This window comes from Achromobacter ruhlandii (assembly GCF_002082135.1).
In the GTDB taxonomy this organism is placed as follows: domain Bacteria; phylum Pseudomonadota; class Gammaproteobacteria; order Burkholderiales; family Burkholderiaceae_B; genus Achromobacter; species Achromobacter ruhlandii.
In genome coordinates this window covers 3736676-3763167 of record NZ_CP017433.1, presented here as the reverse complement: position 1 = coordinate 3763167, position 26492 = coordinate 3736676, and the positions used below count along the sequence as shown (strand labels likewise).

Sequence of the window (26492 nt, the reverse complement as noted above, 5' to 3'; positions counted from 1 at the left end):
GCGCTAGGTCTTGTGGCCGGTGGCGAAGTGGGCATAGAGGGAGTCCAGCACCGCGCCGATTTCGGCCAGCAGGGCATCATCGTCATCCTGAATGCGCTTGCGGGCGCCGGCCAGCATGGCTTCGAACCCGGCCGCTTCCGGCACCGGCGTGCCGCCGACGTCCAGGGCGTGCACCAGTGCGCCCAGGCGCGCCAGGCCGCGGTTCCCGTCCAGCCCAAAACTGGCGAGCAGGACCTCAAAGGAGACCCGATCGCCCACGTGGGTGAATGTCGCTCCATCGAAATCGAAGCCCAGCGCGTCGGGCGGGCAATCGGAGGGCGTTTCCAGCCATAGGAAGCGAGCGGCCGGATCGATGAACCGCTGGATCAGCCACGCGGACGCGACACGGTCGACCCAGAGATGACGCCGGGTCGCCCATAGGCGCCCTTGGTAGCGGGTCGGATCGCGGCGCGCAATGCTTGCATCGACGGCGCGAGGTTCGCTGGGCGACAGGAGGGACTCGATGGCGTGGGCGAAGTCACGCCATTGCGCTTGCGCGCGCAGGGAGGCTTCGTTGGGAAAGAAATCCATCCGCCGCAGCGCCTGGAAACTGCGCTCGTGCCGGCGCGCCAGCCGATTCAATTCGGCGGGCTGCAGGGCAGGCAAGGTGGCGCGGCTTTCCGACAGTTCGGCCAGCCAGCTTTCGTAGTCCTGGGTTCGGTCAAAACGTGAGACGAACGCCTCGGATTCCTCGGCATCTTTCGGCTGGACCTTCAGAAGCCAGGCTTGCCCGCCTTCATCTCGGGCCTCGGCGGCCAGGTCGGAAAGCTGGAAGGCCTGCTCGGCATGGGCGGGCAACAGGTAGGCCCCATCCCGCAACGCGGCGCAGCCCAGGGCTTTGACGGCTCGCCAGATCCGCATGCGCGCGGTGGCGCTGTCGGTAGGCAGGCTGACAATGAGGAGAAGCCAGGCAGGGGTGTGCGGCGCGTTCATGACGGCAGAATATGGCCGGATCGCGATCTCTGCAATGATGTAGAGATCGCTACAAAGACTGCGTCGTTCGCCGGCATCGCCGCCCGGCTACCAGCCGGGCTTGCACGCTTGCGCTAGGGCCTCGCGCCCCTGGCCGCTGTTTCCGTTTTCGCCAATGCCGGCTGTTTGGGGCGGAAGCTGGCGAAATCCGCCCAGCACTGCTGTGTGTAGCTGTAGAGCGCGTCCTGGGCCTTCAGCGGGCTGCGGCCGGCGAGGCGGGCGAGAACGTAGTGGCCCTGGCGCTGGGGGTCGGCAGGAAGAGGAACTTCGACCAGGTCGCCGGCCTGCTGCTCCTGGCGGGTGACGCAGATGACGCCCAGCAGCAGGGTGTCGGTGGCGAGGGCCAGGTGGACCAGCGGAGCCAGGCTTTCGCAGCGCACGCTGACCATCTGCTCGGGGGCGCCGGCGGGGCCGAGGGTTTCGGCCAGGCGCAGGGCGACCTCGGGGCTGAGGGTGCTGGAGGCGACGGGGTACTGGCGGATGTGATCGATGGTGGGGCGGCGGTGGGCCAGGATAGGGTGATCCTTGCGACAGACCATGCCGGCGCGCAGGGGCGCGAGGGGCCGGGTCTCGATGTCGGCGGCGCCGTACAGCATGCGGGCGTCGCAGACCATGGCGTCGATGCGTTCGGCGCGCAGCAGATCGAGCAGGGTGGCGGTGGTGCCGAGTTCGGCCGCCACGCGCACCTGCGGATGGCGAGCGGCCATGTGCGCCAGGAAGGGCGTCAGCAACAGCGAGGCGGGGGTGGGACTGAGTCCGATAGACAGGGTGCCCGATTCGCCGCCGGCCAGCGTCTTGAGCTCGCGCCGCAGCTCGGCTTCTTCGTAGCGCATGCGGCGGGCGCGTTCCGCGACGCAGGCGCCGTAGGGCGTGAGGCGCACCTGGCGGGTGCCGCGGTCCAGCAGCGGCAGGCCAAGCTCGGCCTCCAGCGCCTGGATGCTGCGGCTGAGCGCGGGTTGCGACAGGTTGACCTTGTCGGCGGCGCGCGAAAAGGTGCCGTGTTCGACCACGGCGAGCAGGTGCTTGAGTTTCTGGAAGTCCATGTTCCAACCGCATGAATCATATGAATCAAATGCATTGGAATTATAGATTGGGCCTCCGTATCATGGTCCGCGGACGGCGCCCGGCAGAGGCGCTGCCATCGCCCGCGGCCGGCTCGCGGCGCGGTCCCATTCGATACGGAGACAGATTCAATGAAGCAGCATGTGTTGTCGGCCGCCCTGTTGGCGGCCAGTTCGTGCCTGCCCGCGATGGCGGCGCAGGCCGTGGCGCAACCCGTGGCGCCCGCCGCCGGGCAGGCCGCCGAGGCCGTCGCGGCGCGGCCGCAGGGCGCCGACGGCAAGGTCACGATCCGGCGCGATGCCTATGGCATGCCGCACGTCTATGCGGACACGGTGTACGGCATCTTCTACGGCTATGGCTACGCGGTGGCGCAGGACCGCCTGTTCCAGATGGAGATGGCGCGCCGCAGCACCCAGGGCCGGGTGGCCGAGGTGCTGGGCGCGTCGATGGTGGGGTTCGACAAGTCGATCCGCGCCAATTTCTCGCCCGAGCGCATCCAGCGCCAATTGGCGGCGTTGCCGGCCTCGGACCGCCAGGTGCTGGACGGCTACGCGGCCGGCATGAACGCCTGGCTGGCGCGGGTGCGGGCCCAGCCCGGCGCGTTGATGCCCAAGGAGTTCAACGACCTGGGCTTCGCGCCGGCCGACTGGACCGCCTACGACGTGGCGATGATTTTCATCGGCACCATGGCCAACCGCTTCTCGGACGCCAACAGCGAGATCGACAACCTGGCGCTGCTGACGGCGCTGAAGGACCGGCACGGCGACGCCGAGGCCATGCGCATTTTCAACCAGTTGCGCTGGCTGACCGACAGCCGCGCGCCGACCACGGTGCCGCCCGAAGAAGGCAGCTACCAGCCGGCCGTGTTCCAGCCTGAAAGCGCGGACAAGCTGGCCTACGCGCTGCCGCGCTACGACGGCACGCCGCCGATGCTCGAACGCGTGGTGCGCGATCCGGCCACGCGCGGCGTGGTCGATGGCGCGCCCGCCACGCTGCGGGCTCGGCTGGCCGAGCAGTACGCGCAATCGGGCCAGCCGGGCATCGCCGGCTTTCCCACCACCAGCAACATGTGGATCGTGGGGCGCGACCATGCCAAGGACGCCCGTTCGATCCTGCTGAACGGCCCGCAGTTCGGCTGGTGGAACCCGGCCTACACCTACGGCATCGGCCTGCACGGCGCCGGCTTCGACGTGGTCGGCAACACGCCGTTCGCCTATCCCGGCATCCTGTTTGGCCACAATGCGCACGTGGCCTGGGGCTCGACCGCCGGTTTCGGCGATGACGTCGACATCTTCGCGGAAAAGCTCGATCCGGCCGACCGCACCCGTTATTTCCACGACGGGCAATGGAAGACGCTGGAAAAACGCACCGACCTGATCCTGGTGAAGGACGCGGCGCCGGTGACGCTGGACGTGTACCGCAGCGTGCACGGCCTGATCGTCAAGTTCGACGACGCGCAGCACGTGGCCTACGCCAAGGCGCGCGCCTGGGAAGGCTTCGAATTGCAGTCGCTGATGGCCTGGACCCGCAAGACGCAGTCGGCCAACTGGGAACAATGGAAGGCGCAGGCGGCGCGCCACGCGCTGACCATCAACTGGTACTACGCCGACGACCGCGGCAACATCGGCTACGCCCATACCGGCTTCTATCCCAGGCGCCGCCCGGGCCACGACCCGCGCCTGCCGGTGCCGGGCACGGGCGAGATGGACTGGCAGGGCCTGCTGCCGTTCTCGACCAATCCGCAGGTCTACAACCCGCGCCAGGGCTTCATCGCCAACTGGAACAACCAGCCGATGCGCGGCTACCCGTCCACCGACCTGTTCGCCATCGTCTGGGGCCAGGCCGACCGCTACGCCGAGATCGAGACGCGCCTGAAGGCCATGACCGCCAACGGCGGCAAGGTCAGCGCGCAGCAGATGTGGGACCTGATCCGCACCACCAGCTACGCCGACGTCAACCGCCGCCACTTCCTGCCGTTCCTGCAGCGCGCGGTGCAAGGGCTGCCGGCCGACGATCCGCGCGCGCGGCTGGTGGCGGGGCTGGCGGCGTGGGACGGCATGGCGACCAGCGAGCGCCAGCCGAGCTATTTCGACAACGCCGGTCCGGCGGTGATGGACGCCTGGCTGCGCGCCATGCTCAAGCGCACGCTGGCCGACGAGATGCCGGCCGACTTCTTCAAGTGGTACAGCGCCACCGGCTATCCGACGCCGCAGGCGCCGGCCACCGGTTCGCTCAACCTGACCGCCGGCGTCAAGGTGCTGTTCAACGCCCTGGCCGGCCCCGAGGCCGGCGTGCCGCAGCGCTATGACTTCTTCAACGGCGCGCGCGCCGACGACGTCATCCTGGCGGCGCTGGACGATGCGCTGGCGGCGTTGCGCCAGGCCTATGGGCAGGATCCGGCCGCGTGGAAGATCCCGGCGCCGCCGATGGTGTTCGCGCCCAAGAACTTCCTGGGCGTGCCGCAGGCCGACGCCAAGGCGGTGCTGAGCTACCCGGCCACGCAGAACCGCGGCACCGAGAACAACATGACGGTGTTCGACGGCAAGTCGGTGCGGGCGGTGGACGTGGTGGCGCCGGGGCAAAGCGGCTTCGTCGCCCCGGACGGGACCCCGTCGCCGCACACCCGCGACCAGTTCGACCTGTACAACACCTTCGGCAGCAAGCGGGTGTGGTTCACGGCGGACGAGGTGCGGCGCAACGCTACGTCGGAAGAGACGTTGCGCTACCGGCGGTAAGGTCGCGCGCGCCCTGGTGGCTGGCAAGCCGGGCGTACGCGCCTTGCTTGCGCAGCAACTGGTCGTGGGTGCCGGCCTCGGCCAGGGTGCCGTTGTCCAGCACCAGGATCAGGTCGGCGTCGCGGATGGTGGCTAGGCGGTGCGCGATCACCAGCGTGGTCCGGTGCCGCATCAGCACGTCCAGCGCGCCGCGCACCTGCATCTCCGACAGGGTGTCCAGGTGCGAGGTGGCTTCGTCCAGGATCAGCACCGGCGCGTTCTTCAGGAAGGCGCGCGCGATCGAGATGCGCTGGCGCTGGCCGCCCGACAACTGCATGCCGCGCTCGCCGACGCGCGTGGCCAGGCCCTCGGGCAGGCTGCGCACGAAATCGCCGAGCGCGGCCTGTTCCAGCGCCCGCGCCAGTTCCTCGCGGCTGGCGTCGGGGCGCGCCAGGCGGATGTTGCCTTCCAGCGTGTCGTTGAACAGGTAGGTGTCCTGCGTCACCAGCGCGACGCGTTCGCGCAGGCCGTCCAGCCGCAGCTGGCGCACGTCCACGCCGTCGAGCTTGACCGCGCCCTGGCGCGGATCCCAGAAGCGCAGCAGCAGGCTGGCCACCGTGCTCTTGCCCGCGCCCGAGGCGCCGACCACGGCCACGGTGGCGCCGGCCGGCACGGTGAAGCTCAGGTCGCGCAGCGTGTCCTGGCTCTTGCCGGGATAGGTGAAATACACGTGGTCGAACGCCAGCGACAGGCCGTGCGGCGCCGCCGGCGGCGGCAGCGGGCCGTCGGTGACCGGCTCGGGTTCGTTGTTGACCACGTGCAGGCGGCGGGTGGCGGCGATGGTGTCGGCCAGTTGACGGCTGACCTGCGAGATCTCCGAGACCGGCAGGAAGGTGGCCAGCGCGATCAGCACCAGCAGCGGCAGCATGCTGGCCGACAGCGCGCCGGCTGACACCTGCAGCGCGCCGACCACGGCCACGGCCAGGCCGCCCAGGCCCATGGCGGTCTCGAACCAGGCGGTCTGGCGCGACAGGTCGCGCAGGATGTCCAGGCGGCGCACGCGGTACTGGTCGGCGACCTTGAGGAATTCCGCGCGGCGGCGGCCGGTGGCCTGGAATGCAGTCAGGTCGGCCAGGCCCTGGATGGTGTCGGTGGTGTGCGCGCTCATCTCGCCCAGGGCGTGGCGGGCGCGGTCGCCGAGCGCGTCGACCTTGCGGCGGCCGCGCACCGGCGACACCAGCGCATAGGCCAGGAACGGCAGCAGCGCCAGCGCCACCGGCCAGCTGTAGAAGGCCAGGAAGCCCAGCACCGACAGCGGCACCAGCACCGAGACGATGGCCGGGGCGATGGTGTGGGCGTAGAAGTACTCGACCATCTCCACGTCCTGCGTCGCCAGCGCCACCAGGTCGCCCGAGCGGCGTTGCAGCAGATAGGCGGGCGCCAGCCGCTCCAGCTTGTCGTAGAGCTTGACGCGCATGTCCGCCAGCAACTGGTAGGCCATGGCGTGCGCCAGCCACGATTCGAGCCAGTGGAACAGCGCGGCCAGCGGCGCGGCGATCAGCAGGCCGATGATCAGGGCCGACGTGTCGCGGCCGTCGCGGATGGCGGCCACCACCAGCGCGCTCAGCACGCCGACGCCGATGAAGGCGGCCACGCGCGCCACGCCCAGCAGGATGGTGGCGATCAGGGTGCCGCGCCACGGTTGCACCACCGACAGCAGCGTGGCCAGCGTGGCGCGCCAGCCGACCTGTTCGGCGTCGGCGTCCAGCGGGCGCAGCGCCGGGCCCTGGCCGCCGGATTCATCGTCAGTGGCGTGCGCGGCGGGCGTGGTATCGCGCGCCGTGGCGGCGGACGGCGCGTTTGGCGTGTTCGGCGCGCTCAAGGCCAGGGCCTGTTCGTGCATCAGGCGGTAGTACAGGCCATGCTGGCGCATCAGCGCATCATGCGGGCCTTGCTCGACCACGCGGCCCTGGTCCAGCACCAGGCAGCGGTCGGCGCCGATCACGCTGGCCAGGCGGTGCGCCAGGATCAGCGTGGTGCGGCCGGCCATGAGGCGGTCCAGCGCCTGCTGGATCAGCGCTTCGTTCTCGGTGTCGACCGACGACAGCGCCTCGTCCAGGATCAGGATGGGCGCGTCGCGCAGCAGGGCGCGGGCGATCGCCACGCGCTGGCGCTGGCCGCCCGACAGTTGCAGGCCGCGTTCGCCGATGCGGGTGGCGTAGCCCTGCGGCAGCGCCATGATGAAGTCGTCGATATTGGCGGCGCGGGCGGCGGCGCGCACCTGTTCGTGGCTGGCGTCGGGCCGGCCCAGCCGCAGGTTCTCGTCGATGGTGCCGTGGAACAGCGTGATGTCCTGGCTCACCAGCGCCATCTGGCCCAGCAGCGTCTGCGTGTCGAGCTGGTTGACGTCGTGGCCGCCGACGCGGATGGCGCCGGCCTGCGGCACGCATTCGCGCAGCAGCAGGCGCACGATGGTGGACTTGCCGGCGCCGCTGGGGCCGACGATGCCGACGCGTTCGCCGGCGGCGACGCGGAACGACAGACCCTGGTGCGCCGGGCGCTGCGGCGAATACGAGAACGCCACCGCGTCGAATTCGATGGTGGGGTCGAGCCGCGCGGGGGCGGCGCCCGCCCGCACGGCGGGGGCGGCGGTCAGCGGCTGCGCATCCATCAGCGCGTGGATGCTGGCGGCGGCCGACTGGCCCAGCATGCCCCGGTGCAGTACCGAGCGCAGGTCGCGCAGCGGGCGGAAGATCTCGGTGCCGGCCATCAGCACGATCAGCAGCGCTTCCACGCTCATGTCGCCGGCGGCCACGCGCCAGGCGCCGACCGTCAGCGCCAGCGCGGCGCCCAGCGCCACGCCCAGGTCGCTGATGCCGCGCGTCAGCAGGCTCACCGACAGCACCCAGAAGGTGTTGTCCGACAGGGCGCGGGCGCGCGCGGCCAGGCGCTGGCCAAAGGTCTTGCCCTGGCCGTACGACTTGAGCGTCGGCAGGCCCTGGACGGCGTCCAGGAATTCCTCGCCGAACTCGTTCAGCGAGCGCGTGCGCGCCAGGCTGGCGCGGCGGTCGAGCATGTGCACGGCCATCGGCCCGAACAGCGCGAACAGCGCCGCCACCAGGAACACCAGCGCGGTCGGCACGTCCCAGAAGGCGATGACGGCGAAGATGGCGAACGGCGCGGCCGCGGCGATGGCGACCTGCGGCAGGTATTGGCCGAAGAAGGTCTGCAGTTGCTCGACGCCGTCCACCACCGTCAGCATCACGCCGCCGGTGCGCTGGTTGGCGAACCAGGCTGGCCCCAATGCCACGATGCGGTCGTAGAGCCGCGCGCGCAGCGTCTGCTGTACCTGGGCCGAGCAGCGGTTGGCCTGCACCGTGCGCAGGTGGTCGAGCAGGGCGCGCAGCAGCACCATGGCGCCGGCGCACAGCGCCGGCGCGAGCCAGTCCCGCCACGGCGCGCCGTCGAACACCCTTGCCAGCAACTGGCCCAGGAACACATAGCGGGCGATGCCCGCCGCCAATGCCAGCAGGCCGAGGAAAATGCCGACCGCCATGCCGGCGCGCAGCCCCGCGGTCAGTTGCCAAAGCCTCGAATCGAAATACATATCAATGCTCCCTCCAGAGCCTGCATGGTCACGCATCCGGCGCGCTGGCGATAGCGATAGTTATTCAATCATGGGTTGAGATAAACTCAACCCATGCCGACCCTGCCCACCCATATGCCGCCGCTGGCGGCGCTGCGCGCCTTCGAGGCGGTCGCCCGCCTGGGCAGCCTCAGCCGCGCCGCGGCCGAACTCAATGTCACCAAGAGCGCCGTCAGCCACCAGTTGCGCGCGCTGGAGGCCGACCTGGGCGTGAGCCTGCTGCGCCGGGGCGGCACGGTGCGCCGCGCGGAAACCACCGAGGCCGGCGCCGCGTTGCTGGCTTCCGTACAACAGGCCTTGACCCTGCTGGAGACCGCCTGCCGCAACGCGCGGGCCAGCGCGCGCGGCACGCGGCGCTACAACCTGAACGTGTCGGCCAACCCGTCGCTGGCGGCGCTGTGGCTGGCGCCGCGCATCGGCCGCTTCATCGAATTGCACCCGGACATCGACATCCAGGTGTTCCTGCACGCCAGCCAGGACCCGGCCTGGAAGGCCCAGGACATCGACCTGGCGTTCCTGCACGTGCGCGCCCTGGGGCCGCACCTGGCCGCGCCCGGCGACATTCCGCTGATGACGGAAACCGTGGTGCCGGTGTGCAGCCCGGCGCTGGTCCCTCCCGACGAGCGCGACGATCCCGCCGTCTTCACGCGCCATCGCTGGCTCGAGGAAAAGCACATCGACAGCCCCGAGACCGACTGGCGCACCTGGCGTCCACGCCTGGGCCTGGCGGAAAGCGCCGGCCAGGATCCGCTGGTGCTGAGCGGCCTGAGCACGGTCGTGGCGGCCGCCGCGGCCGGCGTCGGCATCGCGCTGGGACGCGCGCCGCTGATCGACGAGGAACTGGCCAGCGGCCGGCTGGTGGCGCTGACGCCCGGCCTGCGCATGCCGGGCTCGTGGGGCTACGTGATGCGCATCCACGCCAATCGGCCGATGGACGCGTCGCTGCCGGCGCTGGTGGAATTCCTGGCGGAAGAAGGGCGTGGCGCGACGCTGTCTTGGCGCCAGCCCGTGGGGCGGCGAATGCCGAGGAGCCTGGCGCGCGCGGTTGAGCGGCCGCCGGTCGGACGCGGCCGGCGTTCACCGCAGGCTTGAGGGATCGCGCGCCGGCTGCCATACTCCGATGGCCGCGACGCGGCGACACCACAAAGGAAAGCGATGGGCGCGACGAATTCGGATGGATCGGCCGGTGTCATCGCCATGATGGAGCGCCCATGATGTCCCTGGCCCGCCGTGCGCGCCTCCTGCTGTTGCCGCTGCTCATGCCCCTGATCATGCTGTTGCCCGCCGCCGCGCTGGCGCAGGCCGCGCCCACGCCGGGCTGCGGGGATTTCCTGGCCGCATGGGGCGACAAGCCGGCCGCCATCGAATACCAGGGGTGCCGCCAGGAGTTCGGCCAGGGCAGGCCGTTGGTGGCGCGCTACCGGCTGGACGGCGCCGCGGCGGCCGAGGTCGAGCGCTACCTGCAACGGCGCTTCGGCATCGAGGCCCTGCGGTTCCGCTGCTGTGGCTGGGAGGCGCCGCCCCACTCGTGGCGCGACCCGCGTACCGGGCACAACTACCTGATCGGCTTCGGCTCCGAGGAAACGCTGGTGTCCTCGCGGGCGCAGTGGGATCGGATCGACAACTTCCACATCCGCGTCGAACGGTTCACCGAGGATAGCTGAGGGCGCGCCGCCGCCCGCTGGACGGCGCCATGGCGTCGTTTTCCTTCCGTCGCCACCACGCTAGCGCTTCTACTCAATATTCGCCGCGCTGATATACCGCGCGCCGGCTCGCGCCCGCGTCACACTGCCGCCATTCCCATCTGGAGCATGGCCATGAAAAGTTATGACGTGATCGTGATCGGCGCGGGCGTGGTCGGCAGCTCGGTCGCCTTCCACCTGGCCGCCCTGGGCGCCCGCGATGTGCTGGTGCTGGACCGCGCCGCCATCGGCGCCGGCACCACGGCGCAATCGTCGGGCATCCTGCGCACCCATTACTCGGTGCGCGAGAACGTGGAACTGGCGCGGCGTTCATGGAGCGCCTTCAACGACTTCGCCGCCTATGTGGGCGATGACGACGCCGCCAGCGGCCTGGTCCGCTGCGGCTACCTGATCGCCGCGGCCGATGACGACAAGCGCGCGCCGCTGGCCGATGCGCTGGCGCAGCAGCGCGCGCTGGGCATCCCGGTGCACGAACTGGACGCGGCGCAGGCCCGCGAACTGCTGCCCATCGCCGACTTCGGCGACGCCGCGCTGATCGGTTTCGAGCCGGAGGCCGGCTTCGCCGACGCCTATCTGGTCGCCACCAGTTTCGCGCGCGCCGCGCGCCGGCGCGGCGTGACGATCCGCGAGAACGTCGCCGTGCACGGCCTGCTGATGCGCAACGGACGCGTGGCCGGCGTGGCCACGTCGGAAGGCGATTACGCCAGCGCGGTGGTTGTCAGCACGCAAAACATCTGGACCGCCGAGCTGGCCGCCTGGACCGGGGTGGCGATGCCGCTGGCGCCCGAGCGCCACGCGGTGCTGGCGCTGGCGTGCGCCGCCGCGCCCTATGCCTATGCCATGCCGGTCTTCAAGGACCTGGCCTCGCCCGGCATGCTCTATTGCCGCAGCTATGGCGGCAACCAGATGCTGGCTAGCGAAGGCACTTCGGGCGAAACGCTGGCGCCGGGGGAGGCCGAGCAGGGCGACGTGCCGCTGGACTACGTGGCCGACGTCGGCGCGCAGGTGGCGGCGCGCTTTCCGGCCTATGCCGAGGCCGGCCTGGCCGCGTCATGGACCGGCGTGTACGACGTCACGCCCGACTGGAATCCCGTGCTGGGGCGCATCGCGCAGGTGGAGGGGCTGGTGGCCGGCTTCGGATTTTCCGGACACGGCTTCAAGCTGTCGCCGGCGGTGGGACGGGTGCTGGCGCAGGAAGCCCTGGGGCTGGCGCCCGATGTGTCGTTGGCGCCCTATGCGCTGTCGCGTTTCGAGCGCGGCGCGCTGCTGACGGGACGCTATGGGCGCGGCGCGGTGTCGTGATGGCGGTGGCGCGCGCGACCACGTCGCTCCGACGGCGTCAGCGGCGCAGGCTGCGCCACAGGGTGGCCGCTGGCAGGCCCAGCGCGGGCGCCACCTCGTGCTGCATCAGTCGTTCGACCGCCATCAGGATCACGTTGCGCGCCTCGGCCGGCAGCTTGCCGGCCTCGTGTGGCCGCGACGCGAGGTAGAAGGCGCGGGCCAGGTCGGGCGCGTCGGCGCGGGTCTTGTCCAGGCAGGACGCCAGCGGCAGCACCCGCAGCTGGTCGACGAAATGGCGCGATTGCCAGATGCACAGCGGCGTGCTGATCGCAAAGCCCAGGCCTGCGGTCACCAGGCTGAGCAGCGGATCGGTGTTGTCGAATTCGAAGGTGCGCTCGATGAAGATGCCGCGCGATTCCAGCAGCCGGTCGATGGCGGCGCCGATGTGCGAACGCGCGCTGTAGCGGATGAACGGGCTGCGGCGGGCCAATTCCGCCAGCTGGCCCGCCTGCGGCGGCGGCGTGGCGCGTGGCAGCACCAGCAGGTAGGGTTCGCTGAACAGCCCGAGCTTGCGGATGGCGGGAGGATCGGCGGCGGCGCTGGTGCTGATGACCAGGTCCAGCTGGCGTTCCTCCAGCTGTTTGTCCAGCACCGGGGTGATGCCGGACCACAGCCGGATCTGGCGCGAGGCGCCGGACAGGCCATGGATCAGCGTCGGCCCCAGCGTGCCGGCGAACGAATCGACGCAGCCGAAGCGCACGATGTTGCGCCGCGCGCGACTCAGGTTGCGCACGCTTTCGGTCATGTCGCCGGCCTGGGCCAGGAGGCGCGAGGCATGGTCGAACAGCAGCTCGCCGGCCGGCGTTGGACGCGCCGGACGGGTGCTGCGGTCCAGCAGTTCGGTCGACAGCGCGGCCTCCAGCTGCTTGACCCGCTGCGACACCGCCGCCTGCGACAGTCCCAGCAACCGGGCCGCGCCCGACACCGAGGCGGCCTGTACCACCGCGACCCAGGTCAGCAGCAGGCTCCACTCGGGATAGGCATCCGCGTCGCGGTGGGGCAGGCGGTTCATCGGGCGGCGCGGGGCGGCGGCCGGATCAGCGCTTGCGCGCCAGCGTCTGCGCCAGCGCGGCGCGCACCATGCTTTCGACCACCGGGATGACCTTGGCGGCCGCGTCGGCCTGGTAGCCGTAGGGATAGGTCTCGTCCATATAGGTGGACTGGCACATCTCCAGCTGCACCGCGTGGATGTCTTCGGCCGGCGATCCGTAGTGGCGCGTGATGTAGCCGCCTTTGAAGCGGCCGTTCACGGCGCTGGTGTAGCCGCAGCCGGGCAGGCGTTCGGCCAGCGCGTCCAGGATGTCGGGCGCGCAGCTGGCGCCGTCGGCGGTGCCCAGGTTCAGGTCGGGCAGCTTGCCTTCGAACAGGCGCGGCAGCACGCTGGCGATCGAATGGGCTTCCCACAGCAGTACCGTGCCGTGTTCGGCGCGGATACGGTCGAGTTCCTCGCGCAGCTTGGCGTGGTACGGCTGCCAATAGGTCTGCAGGCGGTGCTCGCGTTCGTCGTCGGTCAGCGGCGCGTCGTTCAGGTACAGCGCCTCGCCGCGGAAGGTGTGGGTCGGGCACAGGCCGGTCTTGGTCTGGCCGGGGTACAGGCTTTCGTCGTTGGGCGGGCGGTTCAGGTCGACCACATAGCGCGAGTAGCGCGCGCCCAGCACGGACGCGCCCAGCGCGTCGGCGAACTGGTACAGGGTGTCCAGGTGCCAATCGGTGTCACCGGACTGCTGGCCGACGGCCGTCATGCGGGCGCGCTGCGCGTCGGGCAGCTGGCTGCCCAGGTGGGGAATGGAGATCAGCAGCGGCGCGGTGCCGCGGCTGAAGTGATAGATGTCGCTCAAGAAAAACTCCGGGGTAAGGCGGGCCAGGCAGGCGCGGCGCGCGGGCTGGCTCAGTGCCGCGCTATGCTAGGCAGGCGGGCGGGCGCGGACATTTGCATCGAAAGCCACGATGCTGATCATCATGATATCTGATTCAAATTGCGTGCCGGCCCGGCCTTGTCCCAGGGCGCCCCGTGTTGCCAGCGCGCGGCGATGTCGTCAATCAGCCGGCGCACCTTGGGAGCCAGGTGACGCCGGTGCGGATACACCGCGCAGACCGGCGCGCCGGGTGGCGCGTAGGCTTCCAACAGCGGCACCAGGCGGCCTTCCCGCAGGTCCGCGCCAACCAGGAAGGCGCCCAGCTGCACGATGCCGGCGCCATCGAGCGCGGCGTCGCGCAGCGCTTCGGTGTTGCCCAGCCGCAGCCGGCCGGCCACGGCGACGCCGCGGTCCTGGCCGTGGCTGGCGTAGCGCCAGGGCACCGGCGTGCCCATGTGGGTGTAGGCCAGCGTCTGGTGGCGCGCCAGTTCATCGGGCGAGGCCGGCGCGCCATGGCGTGCCAGGTAGGCCGGCGCGGCGCAGGTGACGAGCCGGTGCGGCGCCAGCACGCGCCGCACCAGCCGGCTGTCGGCCTCGCCGCCGATGCGGATGGCGACGTCGATGCCGTCGCGCACCAGGTCGCTGTAGTCGTCGGTGAAGCTGATGTCGGCCTCGACCTCGGGCCATTGCCGCAGGTAGTCGGCCACCAGCGGCATGATGTGCAGCCGGCCCAAGGCCACCGGCAGGTCAATGCGCAGGCGGCCGCGCGGCGCCTCCTGGCGGCTGGCCATGGCGCCGGTGGCGTTGTCGACCTCGGCCAGGATGCGTTGCGCGTGTTCGTAGAACAGGCGGCCTTCGTCGCTGAGGCTGACACTGCGCGTACTGCGATGCAGCAGCCGCGCGCCCAGGCCGTGTTCGAGCCGCGCGATGCACTTGCCGATGGCCGAACGCGACAGGCCCAGCCGTTCCGAAGCCAGGGTGAAGCTTTGCGCGTCGGCGACGCGGACGAAGGCGATGACGTCGCCGATATGGTCGATGCCGGCGGCGGAGAGAGGCGTCATGGGGCGATTTCCACAGCAACGGGGATGCACGTCGGATTGGCGACGATTTGTCCCTTTTGTTTGTCTGATTGCCTACTTTATCAGCGAATTGGAAACAGTAGACTGGCCAGCACTGACACCCCCCAAGCTTCGATCACGCCGGCCGGCATGCCGCCCGGCGCCTGCCTCCGAGGGTGTTTTCCTTGTTCCTTCAGGCGAGAGACCTTCCATGACCCGCAGTATTGCCCTCGATCCGCGGCCCCCCACGGCCGCCGGCCATCCTCCCGCTGCCTGGGCCGGCGTGTCGGCCGCCGGCCTGGCGACGTTCTGCGTCGTTACCACCGAAATGCTGCCGGTGGGCTTGCTGCCGCCCATCGCCGCCAGCCTGGGCGTGTCGACGGGCCGCGTCGGCTGGCTGATGGTGGTGCCCGGCATCCTGGCCGCCCTGTGCGCGCCGCTGGTGGTAATGGGCGCGCGCGGCGTCGACCGACGCCGCATCCTGTGCGGCCTGTTGCTGCTGCTGGCAGGCGCCAACCTGGGCAGCGCGCTGGCGCCGCACCTGTGGGGGTTCCTGGCCGCGCGGGTGCTGGTCGGCGTCTGCATCGGCGGCATCTGGGCGGTGGCCGGCGGCTTGGCCGGCCGGCTGGTGCCGCCCGCCGCCGTCGGCCTGGCCACGGCCGTGATCTTCGGCGGGGTGGCGGTGGCGTCGGTGCTGGGGGTGCCGCTGGGCGCCTGGATCGGCGACGTGGCGGGCTGGCGCAGCGCGTTCGGCGCCCTGGCGGCGCTGAGCGCGGCCGCGCTGCTGTTCGCCGCGCTGGCCTTGCCGCCGCTGCCGGTGGCGCAATCGGTCACGGCGCGCGAATTGGGCCGGCAGCTGCGCAATCCGGGCGTGCGGCGCGGTCTGTTCATCACGCTGTTCCTGGTGGCCGGGCATTTCATGGCCTACACCTTCGTGCGGCCTGTCCTGCAGACCATGGCGGGGTTCGCGCCCGGCTGGATCGGCCCGCTGCTGTTTGCCTATGGCGTGACCGGCATCGCCGGCAATTTCCTGGCCGGCGGCGCGGCGGGGCGGCACCCGCGCGCGACCCTGCTGGGCATCGTGCTGGGCCTGCTGGCGACGCTGGCGTCGCTGCCATGGCTGGGCGACATGCGCGGCGCCGTGGTGGCGCTGCTGTTGCTGTGGGGGCTGTCGTACGGCGGTGTTTCGGTGGTGCTGCAGACCTGGGTGATGCAGGCGGCGCGCGGCGCCGTCGAGGCGGCGACGTCCTGGTTCGTCGGGGTGTTCAACCTGGCGATCGCGTTGGGGGCGCTGGCGGGCGGCGTCAGCGTCGATCACCGGGGCCTGCCCGCCACCTTGCTGGCCGCCGCGGCGTGCATGCTGGCGCCGCTGGCGGCGATTGCCTGGCGCGGCGGCCGCGGGTAGGGGCGGGTTGCCAAACGGCGCCCGGCGTCGCGCCGGTTCATGGCGCTAGCGCCGGCGTCCCGGCCGGAAAGCGTGGCCGCGTGCGCTCCAGGCTGCCAGCAGCGCAATCACGGCCAGCGCGGTCACCGTCCAGGCGAACGAGCCCGCGCCGGCGGTGTCGAGCAACGCGCCGCCCAGCACGCCGCCGCTGGCGATGCCCAGGTTGAAGATGGTGACCAGCATCGATTGCGCCACGTCGGAATGCTCGCCGGCGGTGTCGGCCAGGGCGGTCTGCAGCAGCGTCGGCGCACCGCCGAAGCTCAGGCCCCACAGCGCCACGCCGGCCATCAGGACGGCGGGGTGGGCGCCCGCCAGGCCCAGCGCGCTGGCGGTCAGGGCGAACAGCGCCAGCGACAGCAGCGTCAGCAGGCGCAGGCAGCGATCCACCAGCATGCCCGTCAGCAACAGGCCGGCGCGCGCGCTGGCGCCGAACACCAGCAGCACCGTATCGACGGAGGCCGGGCGGCCCAGGTGGATCAGGTAGGGCGCGATGTAGGTGTAGAGCACGTTGTGCGCCAGGATCCAGGTGAACAGCACGAACAGGATCGGCCGGATGCCGGGCAGCATCAGCGTCCGCGCGATCGGCAGGCGCCGGCGCGCGGTCTGGCCGGCAAAGTCCGGCACGGCGGCGCGCACCCAGATCACCAGCGTCAGCGACACCGCGGCCATCAACCAGAACACGCCGCGCCAGTCCATCAGGCTGCCCAGCCACGCGCCGGCCGGTACGCCCAGGCACAGCGCCAGCGGCTGGCCCGCGCCCACCACCGCCAGGGCCCGGCCCTGTTGGCGCGTCGCCACCATGCGGCGCGCGTAGCCGGCCAGCAGGCCCCACAGCAGGCCGGCCGCCATGCCGCCTCCAAAGCGCGCCGCCAGCGTCAGCACGTAGTCGGTGGACAGCGCGGTAATCACGTTGAACAGGCACAGGCCGCCGATGGCCAGCAGCAGCAGGGGACGGCGATTCCATCCGCGGGTGGCGGCGATGATTGGAATCGCCGCCAGCACCGAGCCGGCCGCGAACAGGGTGACCAGTTGCCCGGCCAGCGCCTCGGACACGCCCAGGCCCTGGCCGATCTGCGGCAGCAGGCCGGCGGGCACGGTCTCGGTCATGATGGTGATGAAGCCTGCCAGCGCCAGGGCCAGCAGCTTGCCCAGCGGCAAACCTTCGGTGTGGTCCAGGTGACAGGCGCCGGCGGGCAGGGGTGGGGTGCAGCTCATGCGGAAACTCCGATTGCGATTAAATTGGAATGATCGTTCCAAAAAAGAACGAAAAAAACGCGGCATGGACAGGCCGCGGCATGCCTCATGTCTTCTGGATCGAGCCCAGCGCCACCGAGATCACGTCACCCAGCCACTGCCGGCGTTCGCGGGCATTGCTGCCCTTGGCGACCACCCGCAGGCCCTGGATGGTGGTGACGATGAAGCGGGCCAGCGCGCGCGGCGACTTGCCGCTGTCGATCTCGCCGTTGGCCTGGCCTTCGGCCAGGATTTTCTCCAGCGCCTTTTCCAGGCGTTGAAAGTTACGTCGCACCAGTTCGGCCACCACGTCATCCTGACCCGCCATTTCCAGCGAGGCGTTGGCCACCAGACAGCCGCGCCGGCTGGCCTCGCGCAGTTCGTCGTCGGCGATGAAGTCGAGCAGCCGGCCGATGCGCTCGCGCGCATTGCCTGGGCGGGCGAGCAGGTCGAGGTTGGCGGCCGTCAGTTCGTGATAGCGCCGCAGCGCGGCTTCGTACAGGCCCTGCTTGCTGCCGAAGGCGTTGTAGAGACTGCCGCGTCCCAGCCCGGTGCCGTCCACCAGGTCCTGCACGGAGGTCGCGGCGTAGCCGCGACGCCAGAACACCTGCATGGCGGCGTCGGCGACGTCGTCGGGTTCGAAATCCTTGGTACGCATGGCGTGGTTTTTGGAATGATCGTTCAAATAACGATACAGTCCGCGGCGGCGCGGCGTCAAGCAAGACCGTTCGCCCCGAAGGGGCTTTGCGCATTGGGCGGGTCTTGGCGGCTTTCCTTGAACTTCCGCTTTATCCATGCCAGTCATAACCGTTAGCCGCGTCGCGGGCTCGCCGGCCGGGGGCCACGCCAGACAGCCGGCCTATGACCCGTTCAGCCCTGGCTTGCCGTCAATCGCGCGGTCAACGCCGCCATGTCATCCAGCATCCAGAACACGCGGCCGCGGTTGGTCTCGTAGGCGAAGTCGCGCAGCGACTTGCTGTCCGCCAGATAGGCCGAGATATCGCCCACCACCGCGCAATGCAGGCGGTAGTTGACGAACTTCTGGATCAGCTCGCCGGCGATGCGCGTTTCCAGGCGGAAGAAATCGGGATGCACGCGCGCGGCGGGCAGCGCCAGCCATTCGGCCTCGTGCTCCCAGGCGGCGCTGATCAGGTCGTTGGTGTCCTGGCCGGTGGCCAGGGCGGGGCCGGTCGCGTCGAATCGCAGGACGCGCTTGCCGCCGATGTCGACGAGCGTGGGAGATGAGGTGCGCATGGCGGGGATGTCTGGCTCAAAGGGCGTTGTCTTGGGGCGATCATGATAGCCGCTACGTGCCGACGTTCCTGGCGACGCGGGCGGTCAGGCCTGGCGGGTGATCATTGCGCGCCAGGGCGCACGCCGGTGAGTTCCGTGATCATGTCGTCGGTGCGATGCGTGCTCAGGTAGGGCATGAGGTCGCTTTCGGTGGGAACGATCCGCGCCATCCACTTGGCCGCTTCTGTGCCGATCTCTTCCAGCTGCTCGGCACTGGCGGCCTGCAGGCGGCGGCCGGTTTCCAGCATCGGATGCTCGTCCGGAAGATTGAAGTAGCCGGGTATCGCGCTATGGCCGTCCGTCCGCCCATCCGGATAGAGCGTGGCGTCGCCCGTGATCTTGCTGTAGTAGGGCACATCGTGGTTCGCATAGGCATCCAGCATTGTCTGGCGCAAGGCAGCGCGCAGGTCGGCGCGACCTTGGATGTCACGGATGCCATCGAGCTTGTTTTCCAGCGTGCCGTGCGGGTTGCGAGCGTCCGGGCCGAAGAACGCGGTGCCCAGTTCATCCATCAGGATTTCGCGTTGCCCCAGCGTACTGATGGGGTGATAGCGCAGATGGAAGCCGGTGGTGGCGGTGATGAACGGCTGCATGGTGTCGGCCGCTTGCAGCCGCGTCAGACCGTCGATCAGCCCTTTGCCAAAGTCCTCGGAATACCTGGCATAGGGTGACGTGGCGCCAGGATAGCGATTGTTGGAGTAGGTGTCGTCCGCGTTCCGCACCACCAGCAGGCTCTCGGGGACGTCCTCGAGGTTGTCCTGGCGCCTGAGGCGCCCGTCCACGAACCGATAGGCGGGTTGCAGCGGGTTGTTGTCGGTGGCGCAACCGAACGCCTTGTCCAGCATGATGGTGTCCATCAATTTGACCAGCGCTGGCGAAGGGGCGGTCTCGTCGTCGGCGCGGGCGTTGTCTTGCAGCAAGTCCGCAAAGCGTTGCGTCACGGGCGTGCTCAGCGCGAATTCCAAGTCGGTGAAGAAGAATCGGTTGTTGCTGACCATGATGTTCTCATGGTGGATGTCGGTGGCGCCCGCGAACATCAGGGCCGCAGTCGCTCGTCCCAGGTCCTGGAACATGTCGGCGGCGGCATCATGGGAGACCAGGTGGTTCTCCGCGTCGGCGTTCGGGATGAACTGCACGAATCCGAAGTCGCCGTGATCATCATGGCGGGGCAGGAATCGATAGGTCATTGCCGATGCTCCGGCAACTTCGAGCAGGCTGTGACCGCCCTGGCTCAAGGCGGCGCCGCTAATGGCCTCGTCGATGCGTACGTCGCGGGGCTTGTAGACGGCCTGCCTGCCCTGGCCGAAGTCCAACAGGGCGACGCGGTTGCCGCCCTTGTGCGGGTCGCTGTTGGTCAGGGTGATGCCATGCAACCGCGTTGACGCACCGTCGCCGGGGAAGCGTTCGCTGATGGCCTCGTAGTTGTCTGCCACCCGCGTCAGCATGGTGGCGACCGACGTTTCGAAAGCCCGGCACTCGGCCTGCAGATGCGGCGCGAGCGCCGGGATGGCCGCATGCAGGTGGGGCAGTCCTCCCTTGCTGTCGAGCCGGGCTATGAGCTGGTCCTGCGTCAGGCCGTCCACGTTCCGGGGGCCGAAGTGGCTGGCGGCATAGGCTTCCAGTCCGCGCAGCAGGTATTCGTCCAGCCGCGCGGCCAATTGTGTGCCCAGCGCGCCGGCGAGGCGTTTTTCCGGCGTGCCGTCGTTGGCCAGCACCTGCGGCAACAGGAGTCTGAGGGTGTCGCGCAATTCGGATTCGATGAAGTCGCCGCGAGGGCCGTCGGGCAGGCGCACATCGCCCATGACGAAGCGCATGGCGGCGTCCAGGTCGGCCGCCGAGGCGCCGTTCAGCGCCGCCTGGTTCAGCGCTTGCATACGCGCGGCGGCGTGCTGGGGAGCCGCGTGCACCGCGGCTTCGACGCGGTGGGAGGACAGCTTCCCGTGTTGCGTTTCCTCCAGCGCGAAGCGCCCCGCGCCGTGGCCGTGTTGTTCGTCCAGCGCATGCTGGAACGTGCGCAGCGCCTCGGTATTCTCCCTGGTCACGCTACCGTTGTAGAGGTCGCGTATCGGTTCTATCACGTACTTGGCGAGCCAGGAACGGGGCGTTCCATCGAGCGCGGCCGTCAGCGGACGCGCCTGGTCGTGCTGGCCATTCTGGCCATTGACGACGATGCGCTCCGCGGCGGGGTTCTGTTGCGCGAATTGGGTGAATCTGTCGAGGCCGACGCTCATGGTGCGCTCCTCAGGCCTGCAGCCAGCCCGTGGCCGGCGAGGCGTCCGGGGGATTGTCGGGGGATTGCGCCAGGGTGGCCCGCCACTGCATGGCGGTGTCCACGAAGGCGCCGGCCCATTGCTCCAGCGCCTGCACGTCCAGTCCGTGCCAGGGACGACGCGCGCTGATGAGCGCCGTATCGGTATTGCGCGCCAGGCCCAGGACGAACGAGGCGTTGCCGGCGCCATTGGCGCGCAGCATCTGTTCGAGCATGGCCGGTTTGCGCTCGGCGGGCACCTCGCCCAGCGGCGCGAACAGCGTCAGCATGTCGTCGGTCGCGGCGAGGTTCAGCGCCAGGGATCCGTCGACCATCAGCGTGCAAATACCGGTTTCGTCGATCGGCAGGGATTCCTGGCCAAGCAGGGGAGCCAGTTCGTCCAGCAGTTCCTTGAGCCGTTGCGCGGGGTTCATGCCTGTCTCCTGGTGCATCGCGCGCGAAGGGCGCGCAATGCCAGTGAGTAACGCTTCAGGCGCCAGGGTTCCATCCGAGACGCGGGCGTTCAGCCCGGTATCGGCCGATCGCTGCTGCCGCGCACCACCAGCGACGGCGCCAGCCGCACGCTGCGCGGGGCGCCGCCGTCGATCTTCTGCAGCAGCAGTTCCAGCCCCAGCCGCCCCATCTCGTGCATGGGTGAATGGATGGTGGTCAGGCCGATGGGCAGGGCGCCCGCCAGCGGCGTGTCGTTGTAGCCCACCACGGCCACGTCGCGGCCGGCCTCCAGGCCATGCTCGCGCGCCGCACCCATCACCCCCACCGCCAGGAAATCGTTGACCGCGAAGATGGCGGTGGGGCGGTCGGGACCGGCCAGCAGGCGGGCGCCGACCAGGCGGCCGGCGTCGGTATCGAACGGGCTTTCGATGCGCCATTGGGCGGGCACCTGAACCCCGTGCCGCGCGCAGGCCGCGAAAAAGCCCGCCGAGCGGTCGCGGCCCGTGCTGGTGAAGGGTTCGCCCACCATCACCGCGATGCGCCGATGGCCCATCGCCAACAGATGCTCCGCCGCCAGCCGTCCGCCTTCGAGATCATCGCAGGTCACGGCGCAATGGTCATCGGCGTGGCGGCTGACCAGCACGAACGGCACGTCGCGTTGCGCCAGGTCGGCCAGCAGCGGATTGGGCGCCGCGCCCTCGTGGCTGTGGGCGTCGCCCAGGATCAGGCCGTCCACGCGCCGCGCCAGCGCCATGTCGATCAGCTTGCGCTGCTTGTCGGGCGCATCCTGGGTGTTGGAAACGAAGGTCAGGTAGCCGTGTTCGGCGGCGGCTTCGTCGATGCCTTCGTAGATGGTGGCCAGCACCATGTCCGACAATCTCGGCACCAGCACGCCGATGGTGCGGCTGCGGCGCGTCTTGAGGCTGGCTGCGTGCGGATTGGTCCGATATTGCAACTCGGCGGCGAGCGCCCGGACCCGTTTGACCGTGTCGGGCGCGGCGGCGGCGCGCGCGTCATCCTCGGAACCGTTGAGGACGCGGGAGACGGTCGACACGTTCAGACCGAGCTGCCGCGCCAGGCTTTGCAGCGTGACAGGGCGGGATTTGTTCATGGGGCTGGAGGATACACGCACGAATACCGTCTCAGGGTCTTTGGCGGCAACCTAGGGTTTACACGGTGTCGATTTTTGTTTTCCGACCCCTTAGCATTGCGCAACCCAAACGTTTGGGTAAATCGACTGGATGGATCGCAATGACGCTTGAATCCCGGAACTCGCGGTTCCGTTACCGAATTTTCACCATGGTCGTGCTGCTGGCACTGATCAACTACATCGACCGCGGCGCCATGTCCTATGCCGCCGCTCACATCACCGGCGAATACGGCCTGGACCGGGGCGACTGGGGCGCCGTGCTGGGCTACTTTGGCTACGGCTACATGGTCGGCGCGCTGTTTGGCGGCATGCTGGCCGACCGTTTCGGCCCGCGCAAGGTCTGGATCGTGGCTGGCGTGACCTGGTCGATCTTCGAGATCGCCACCGCCTGGGCCGGCGACTTCGGCCTGGCCTTCCTGGGCGGCTCGGCGCTGGCGGGCTTTGCCACCATCCGCATCCTGTTCGGCGCGGCCGAGGGCCCGGCGTACTCCATCATCAACAAGACCATCGCCAACTGGGCCACCCCGCGCGAACGCGGCTTCGTGGTCGGCTTCGGCCTGCTCAGCACGCCGCTGGGCGCGCTGCTGACGGCGCCGGTGGCGGTGGGCCTGCTGAGCCTGACCGGCAGCTGGCGCGCCATGTTCTACATCCTGGGCGCGGCCGGCCTGATCGTGCTGGTGCTGTTCATGCGCATCTTCACCGACCGCCCCGACACCAACCCGCGCGTGTCCCCGGCCGAACTGCGCGAGATCCAGGCGGCGCGCGCCGAGCAGGCGGCGGCCGGGCAGGGCGGCGACGCGCCGGCGCTGCCGTGGTGGAGCTTCTTTCGCAGCAAGACCCTGCTGCTGAACACGCTGGGCTATTTTTCGTTCAACTACGTCAACTTCCTGCTGCTGACCTGGACCCCCAAGTACCTGCAGGACACCTTCGGCTACAGCCTGTCCTCGCTCTGGTACATGGGCATGATCCCCTGGACCGGCGCCTGCGTCACGGTGCTGCTGGGCGGCCGCATTTCCGACATGCTGGCCAGGCGCACCGGCAACCTGAAGATCGCTCGCAGCTGGTTCGCCGCCGGCTGCCTGCTGGCCACCACGCTGTGCTTCCTGATGGTGTCGCAGGCGCAGTCGGTGTTCGCCGTGATTGCGCTGATGACGCTGGCCAATGCCCTGAACGCCATGCCGAATTCGGTCTATTGGGCCGTGGTGATCGACACCGCCCCGGCCAGCCGCGTCGGCACTTTCAGCGGCCTGATGCACTTCTTCGCCAATATCGCTTCGATCCTGGCGCCGACGCTCACCGGCTATCTGGCGGCGCGCCATGGTTATTCCGTGATGTTCGTGGCCGCCTCGGTCGCCACCGCCGTTGGCATGATCGCCATGCTGCAAGTGCGTCCGGGCGTCGGCCCGCGCCTGCCCGCCAATTACCAGGGAGCCTCCCGATGAATCCGCAATCGAACCCCATTCCGGCGCTGGCCGTCGAACCCGGCTTTTTCGCGGGCCGCACCGTCGCCGAGCTGCAGGACGCCATGCGCCAGGGCGCGCTCGACGCCGAAGCGCTGGTGCGGCACGCGGCGGCTGCCATCGAGCGCCTGAACCCGCAACTGAACGCCTTCGTGCACGTGGACGTAGACGCCGCCCTGGCCGCCGCCCGCGCGCTGGACGCCGAGCGGGCCCGTGGCCAGGTGCGCGGGCCGCTGCATGGCATCCCGGTCGCCATCAAGGACAACGTCGACACCGGCGACATGCCCACCACCATGGGCGCGGCGCATTTCCTGGGGCACCGGCCCGCGGCCGATGCCGAGTGCGTGGCCTTGCTGCGCGCGGCCGGCGCCATCGTCATCGGCAAGACGCTCACGCACGAATTCGCCTACGGCCCCACTGGCGACCGCAGCGTCCAGGGCGCGGCGCGCAATCCGTGGCGCACCACCCAGATCACCGGCGGTTCCAGCGCGGGGAGCGGCGCCGCGGTGGCCGCCGGCATGGTGCCGCTGGCGCTGGGCACCGATACCGGCGGCTCGGTGCGGGTGCCCGCCGCGCTGTGCGGTGTGGTCGGTTTCAAGCCGACCCACGGCCGCGTGTCGGCGCGCGGCGTGTTCCCGCTGGCGCCCAGCATCGAGGATGCCGGTGTGCTGGCCAACAGCGTCGAGGACGCGCAGGTTTTCATGGAAGCGCTGTCCGGCGGCGCCATCGGCGCTTATGCTGAAGCGGCCGATCCCGGCCTGGCCGCGCCGCGCATGATGTGGGTGCCGAACGCGCCGTTCGCGATCGACGAGGCGGCCGTCACGGCGCGCGTCCGCGCCGCCGCCGAAGGCTTTGGCGGCGAGCTGGTGGATGGCGCCGAGGTCACGCGCCACGCCCGCGCGCTGCAGGCGGCACTGGGCGCCATCCAGCGTTCGGAAGCCTATGCGGTGCATGCCGAGCGGGTGGAGGACGAGCCCGGCAAGTTCGATCCCGAAGTGCTGGAGCGCCTGCGCGCCTCGCGTCCGGTACAGGGCTGGGAATACGTCCGAGCGCGCAATACGCGCGAGCAGTTGCGGGGCGTGTTCGCGGGCCTGTTCGAGCGGGTCGACGTGCTGGCGTTGCCGGCGGTGGCGATCACCGCGCCGGCGCTGCAACAGCGCAGCGTGGCCGGCCCGGGCAGCGCCGCCGTGCGCGAGACGTTGCTGGGCTTGACCAATCCGTGGAACCTGCTGGGTCTGCCGGCCATCGCCTTGCCGGCCGGCTTCGTCGACGGCCTGCCGGTGGCGCTGCAACTGGTGGCCGCCGAAGGCGCCGACGCGCGCCTGCTGGCGCTGGCGGCGCGGCACTGGCGCCGGCCCTAGACGCCGTTGTCGCCCTGCACCGGGCCGATCGACGTCTCGATATCGACCGCGCGGCGTTTGCCGCGCAGGTCGAACGCGTCCTGCTTGCCGGCGGGATCGTCCGGATCGCGGATCCACAACTGGGCGGACAGGCCGTTCTTGGCGCTGTAGTCGCCGAACCAGTCCACCACCCGGCCCACATAGCAGCGCGCGCCGATCCGCACCGTCAGGTCGCCGACCGTTTCGTAGCTGTAGTGGCCGGGTCCGTAGCCGTTGTAGGTCTCGCGCTGGTCCAGGCTGGTGCCGGCCGGCACCGGGCACAGGGGCTCGTCGCCCGGAGCGTCGCCCTTGGCCGGGCCCGCCGGCAGGCCGGCCAGCGCATGCGACAACGCCGCGTGCAGCGTGTCGTCCAGCGTCCTCGGCGCATTCGTATCCGGCCGCTTCTGCTGCCGGGGCACCGACAGGTCGTAGTGGTAGCGCACGGTCAGCGTCGGCACATCGCTCGCGCGGTATAGCGGCCGCAATAGATACAGGCGGTCCTCGCCGTAGGCGCCCACCCGGTAGGTGGCGTAGATGCGGCCGCGCAGGCGGATCCAGTCGCCCGACTGATTGGCGCCCCGGCCGTTGATGGTGTAAAGCGAGCCGCCCGCGTCGGGCGCTCCATTGGCATCGGCCGGGGCGAAACGCGCGCCGTCGCGGCGCAGGACGCCGATGTCGGAAAACAGGCCGGTGCCTCCGATGTACGTGTCGACCACCAGGTCGCGCCGGCCGTCGCCGTCCAGGTCCAGCAAGGTGTAGGAGACGTTGCCGCCTTCGGCGTCGCTGTCGCCGTCCAGGCCGGACGCCAGCACGGCGCGCCATTCGTCCTGGGTCACGCCCGGCGGCCGCTCGGCGGGCAGGCGGGCCGGGTCATCGCTATCGGCGGCGCGCACATTGGCGAACGTGGTCGCTTCCGCCTTGACCGAAAGCGCCGCCAGCGCGGTTTCCAGCGGCATTTCGGGATCCTTCAGGCGGGCCGCGGCCACCGCCTGGCGCAGGTCTTGCAGCGCCAGCCTGTCGGTGGCGTCCGGCTGGTAGCCCTGGGCCCGCCGCAACTGCCCCTGCAATTCGGCCGCCCGCGCCTCGTAGCGCTGGCGCAGGCAGTCGCCATCGGCGCCGCACAGGTCGCGCTGTTTCAGCCAGTCGCGCTGCGACTGACGCAACGCATCGCGCTGCCCGGGCAGGGCCGCGCGCAGCCGGGCATAGGTCGTGCCCAGTTCCTCGTCCAGCCGGTACAAGGCGGGATCGGCGCACAGGGTTTTTTCGGTTGGCGTGCGCGCCAGCTTGCAGTCCATGCCGGCCTGGGCGGGCGCGGTTGGCAGCGCAAGCAGCAGGGGCAGGGCGGCGAACCAGGCTCGCGGGCGAAGGACTGTCACTGCGCATTTCCTTTCTGGTGTCGTGGCCAGCGGCCACTCGGACGGCATGGTAACGGAGCGGGGGA

The 26492-nt window shown here is 70.1% G+C and carries 20 protein-coding genes; 7 read left to right on the top strand and 13 right to left on the bottom strand.

Annotated elements, in window-relative coordinates; translation table 11 throughout:
• Nucleotides 1-3 precede the first annotated feature (3 nt).
• Entirely contained in the window at nt 4-972 is a 969-nt protein-coding gene (locus tag AruCF_RS16910) for a chromate resistance protein ChrB domain-containing protein (protein WP_049074606.1), read from the bottom strand.
• Between the two features lie 113 nt (nt 973-1085).
• Nucleotides 1086-2054 (bottom strand): LysR family transcriptional regulator, encoded by a 969-nt coding sequence (locus AruCF_RS16905; RefSeq protein ID WP_049074603.1) that lies wholly within the window; start codon nt 2052-2054, stop codon nt 1086-1088.
• A 150-nt stretch (nt 2055-2204) separates the two neighbouring features.
• On the opposite strand from AruCF_RS16905, the gene AruCF_RS16900 reads away from it, so the two are divergent.
• The gene (locus tag AruCF_RS16900; RefSeq protein ID WP_049074600.1) at nt 2205-4808 is read left to right on the top strand and encodes a penicillin G acylase; all 2604 of its coding nucleotides are present in this window, start codon (nt 2205-2207) and stop codon (nt 4806-4808) included.
• Here AruCF_RS16900 and cydC read toward each other — a convergent pair.
• Complete coding sequence (gene cydC / locus AruCF_RS16895; protein ID WP_049074598.1) at nt 4774-8394, bottom strand: thiol reductant ABC exporter subunit CydC; 3621 nt, start codon at nt 8392-8394, stop codon at nt 4774-4776. The genes AruCF_RS16900 and cydC overlap by 35 nt on opposite strands.
• A gap of 93 nt (nt 8395-8487) precedes the next feature.
• Between cydC and AruCF_RS16890 the strand changes: the two genes are divergently transcribed.
• From AruCF_RS16890 to AruCF_RS16880, 3 genes are all read left to right on the top strand, one after another.
• Nucleotides 8488-9525: a LysR substrate-binding domain-containing protein gene (locus AruCF_RS16890; RefSeq protein WP_235432673.1), complete on the top strand. Its 1038-nt coding sequence runs from the start codon at nt 8488-8490 to the stop codon at nt 9523-9525.
• A gap of 119 nt (nt 9526-9644) precedes the next feature.
• Nucleotides 9645-10097, top strand: coding sequence for a DUF4952 domain-containing protein (locus tag AruCF_RS16885; protein WP_049074596.1), 453 nt, complete (start codon nt 9645-9647; stop codon nt 10095-10097).
• Nucleotides 10098-10250: 153 nt separating this feature from the next.
• On the top strand, nt 10251-11438 hold the full coding sequence (locus AruCF_RS16880; RefSeq protein ID WP_049074595.1) for an NAD(P)/FAD-dependent oxidoreductase: 1188 nt from the start codon (nt 10251-10253) through the stop codon (nt 11436-11438).
• Nucleotides 11439-11475: 37 nt separating this feature from the next.
• Here the strand turns inward: AruCF_RS16880 and AruCF_RS16875 are convergent, their stop codons facing one another.
• The 3 genes from AruCF_RS16875 to AruCF_RS16865 all read right to left on the bottom strand — a co-directional run bounded on the left by AruCF_RS16875 (nt 11476) and on the right by AruCF_RS16865 (nt 14394).
• On the bottom strand, nt 11476-12489 hold the full coding sequence (locus tag AruCF_RS16875) for a LysR family transcriptional regulator (RefSeq protein ID WP_049074592.1): 1014 nt from the start codon (nt 12487-12489) through the stop codon (nt 11476-11478).
• A gap of 25 nt (nt 12490-12514) precedes the next feature.
• Nucleotides 12515-13315 carry an N-formylglutamate deformylase gene (gene hutG / locus AruCF_RS16870; protein WP_049074589.1) on the bottom strand — a complete coding sequence of 267 codons (801 nt, stop codon included), beginning with the start codon at nt 13313-13315 and terminating at the stop codon, nt 12515-12517.
• Nucleotides 13316-13434: 119 nt separating this feature from the next.
• Nucleotides 13435-14394 (bottom strand): LysR family transcriptional regulator, encoded by a 960-nt coding sequence (locus AruCF_RS16865; protein ID WP_049074587.1) that lies wholly within the window; start codon nt 14392-14394, stop codon nt 13435-13437.
• A 208-nt stretch (nt 14395-14602) separates the two neighbouring features.
• Here AruCF_RS16865 and AruCF_RS16860 point away from each other — a divergent pair, with 208 nt between their 5' ends.
• Nucleotides 14603-15796, top strand: a complete 1194-nt coding sequence (locus AruCF_RS16860) for an MFS transporter (RefSeq protein ID WP_049074584.1) — start codon at nt 14603-14605, stop codon at nt 15794-15796.
• A gap of 45 nt (nt 15797-15841) precedes the next feature.
• Here the strand turns inward: AruCF_RS16860 and AruCF_RS16855 are convergent, their stop codons facing one another.
• From AruCF_RS16855 to AruCF_RS16830, 6 genes are all read right to left on the bottom strand, one after another.
• Nucleotides 15842-17050 (bottom strand): MFS transporter, encoded by a 1209-nt coding sequence (locus AruCF_RS16855; RefSeq protein ID WP_083036812.1) that lies wholly within the window; start codon nt 17048-17050, stop codon nt 15842-15844.
• An 85-nt stretch (nt 17051-17135) separates the two neighbouring features.
• The gene (locus AruCF_RS16850) at nt 17136-17726 is read right to left on the bottom strand and encodes a TetR/AcrR family transcriptional regulator (RefSeq protein WP_049077918.1); all 591 of its coding nucleotides are present in this window, start codon (nt 17724-17726) and stop codon (nt 17136-17138) included.
• A 212-nt stretch (nt 17727-17938) separates the two neighbouring features.
• The gene (locus tag AruCF_RS16845; protein WP_049074578.1) at nt 17939-18322 is read right to left on the bottom strand and encodes a DUF4180 domain-containing protein; all 384 of its coding nucleotides are present in this window, start codon (nt 18320-18322) and stop codon (nt 17939-17941) included.
• A gap of 101 nt (nt 18323-18423) precedes the next feature.
• Nucleotides 18424-20592 (bottom strand): DUF4135 domain-containing protein, encoded by a 2169-nt coding sequence (locus tag AruCF_RS16840; RefSeq protein WP_049074576.1) that lies wholly within the window; start codon nt 20590-20592, stop codon nt 18424-18426.
• Between the two features lie 10 nt (nt 20593-20602).
• Nucleotides 20603-21043: a type III secretion system chaperone gene (locus AruCF_RS16835; RefSeq protein ID WP_049074574.1), complete on the bottom strand. Its 441-nt coding sequence runs from the start codon at nt 21041-21043 to the stop codon at nt 20603-20605.
• Nucleotides 21044-21132: 89 nt separating this feature from the next.
• The gene (locus AruCF_RS16830) at nt 21133-22173 is read right to left on the bottom strand and encodes a LacI family DNA-binding transcriptional regulator (RefSeq protein WP_049074573.1); all 1041 of its coding nucleotides are present in this window, start codon (nt 22171-22173) and stop codon (nt 21133-21135) included.
• Between the two features lie 140 nt (nt 22174-22313).
• Between AruCF_RS16830 and AruCF_RS16825 the strand changes: the two genes are divergently transcribed.
• Nucleotides 22314-23654 (top strand): MFS transporter, encoded by a 1341-nt coding sequence (locus AruCF_RS16825; RefSeq protein ID WP_049074570.1) that lies wholly within the window; start codon nt 22314-22316, stop codon nt 23652-23654.
• Nucleotides 23651-25033, top strand: coding sequence for an amidase (locus AruCF_RS16820; RefSeq protein WP_049074568.1), 1383 nt, complete (start codon nt 23651-23653; stop codon nt 25031-25033). The genes AruCF_RS16825 and AruCF_RS16820 overlap by 4 nt, the downstream gene beginning before the upstream one ends.
• On the opposite strand, the gene AruCF_RS16815 is transcribed toward AruCF_RS16820, so the two are convergent.
• Nucleotides 25030-26427 (bottom strand): lysozyme inhibitor LprI family protein, encoded by a 1398-nt coding sequence (locus AruCF_RS16815; RefSeq protein WP_235432671.1) that lies wholly within the window; start codon nt 26425-26427, stop codon nt 25030-25032. The genes AruCF_RS16820 and AruCF_RS16815 overlap by 4 nt on opposite strands.
• Between the last annotated feature and the right edge of the window lie 65 nt (nt 26428-26492).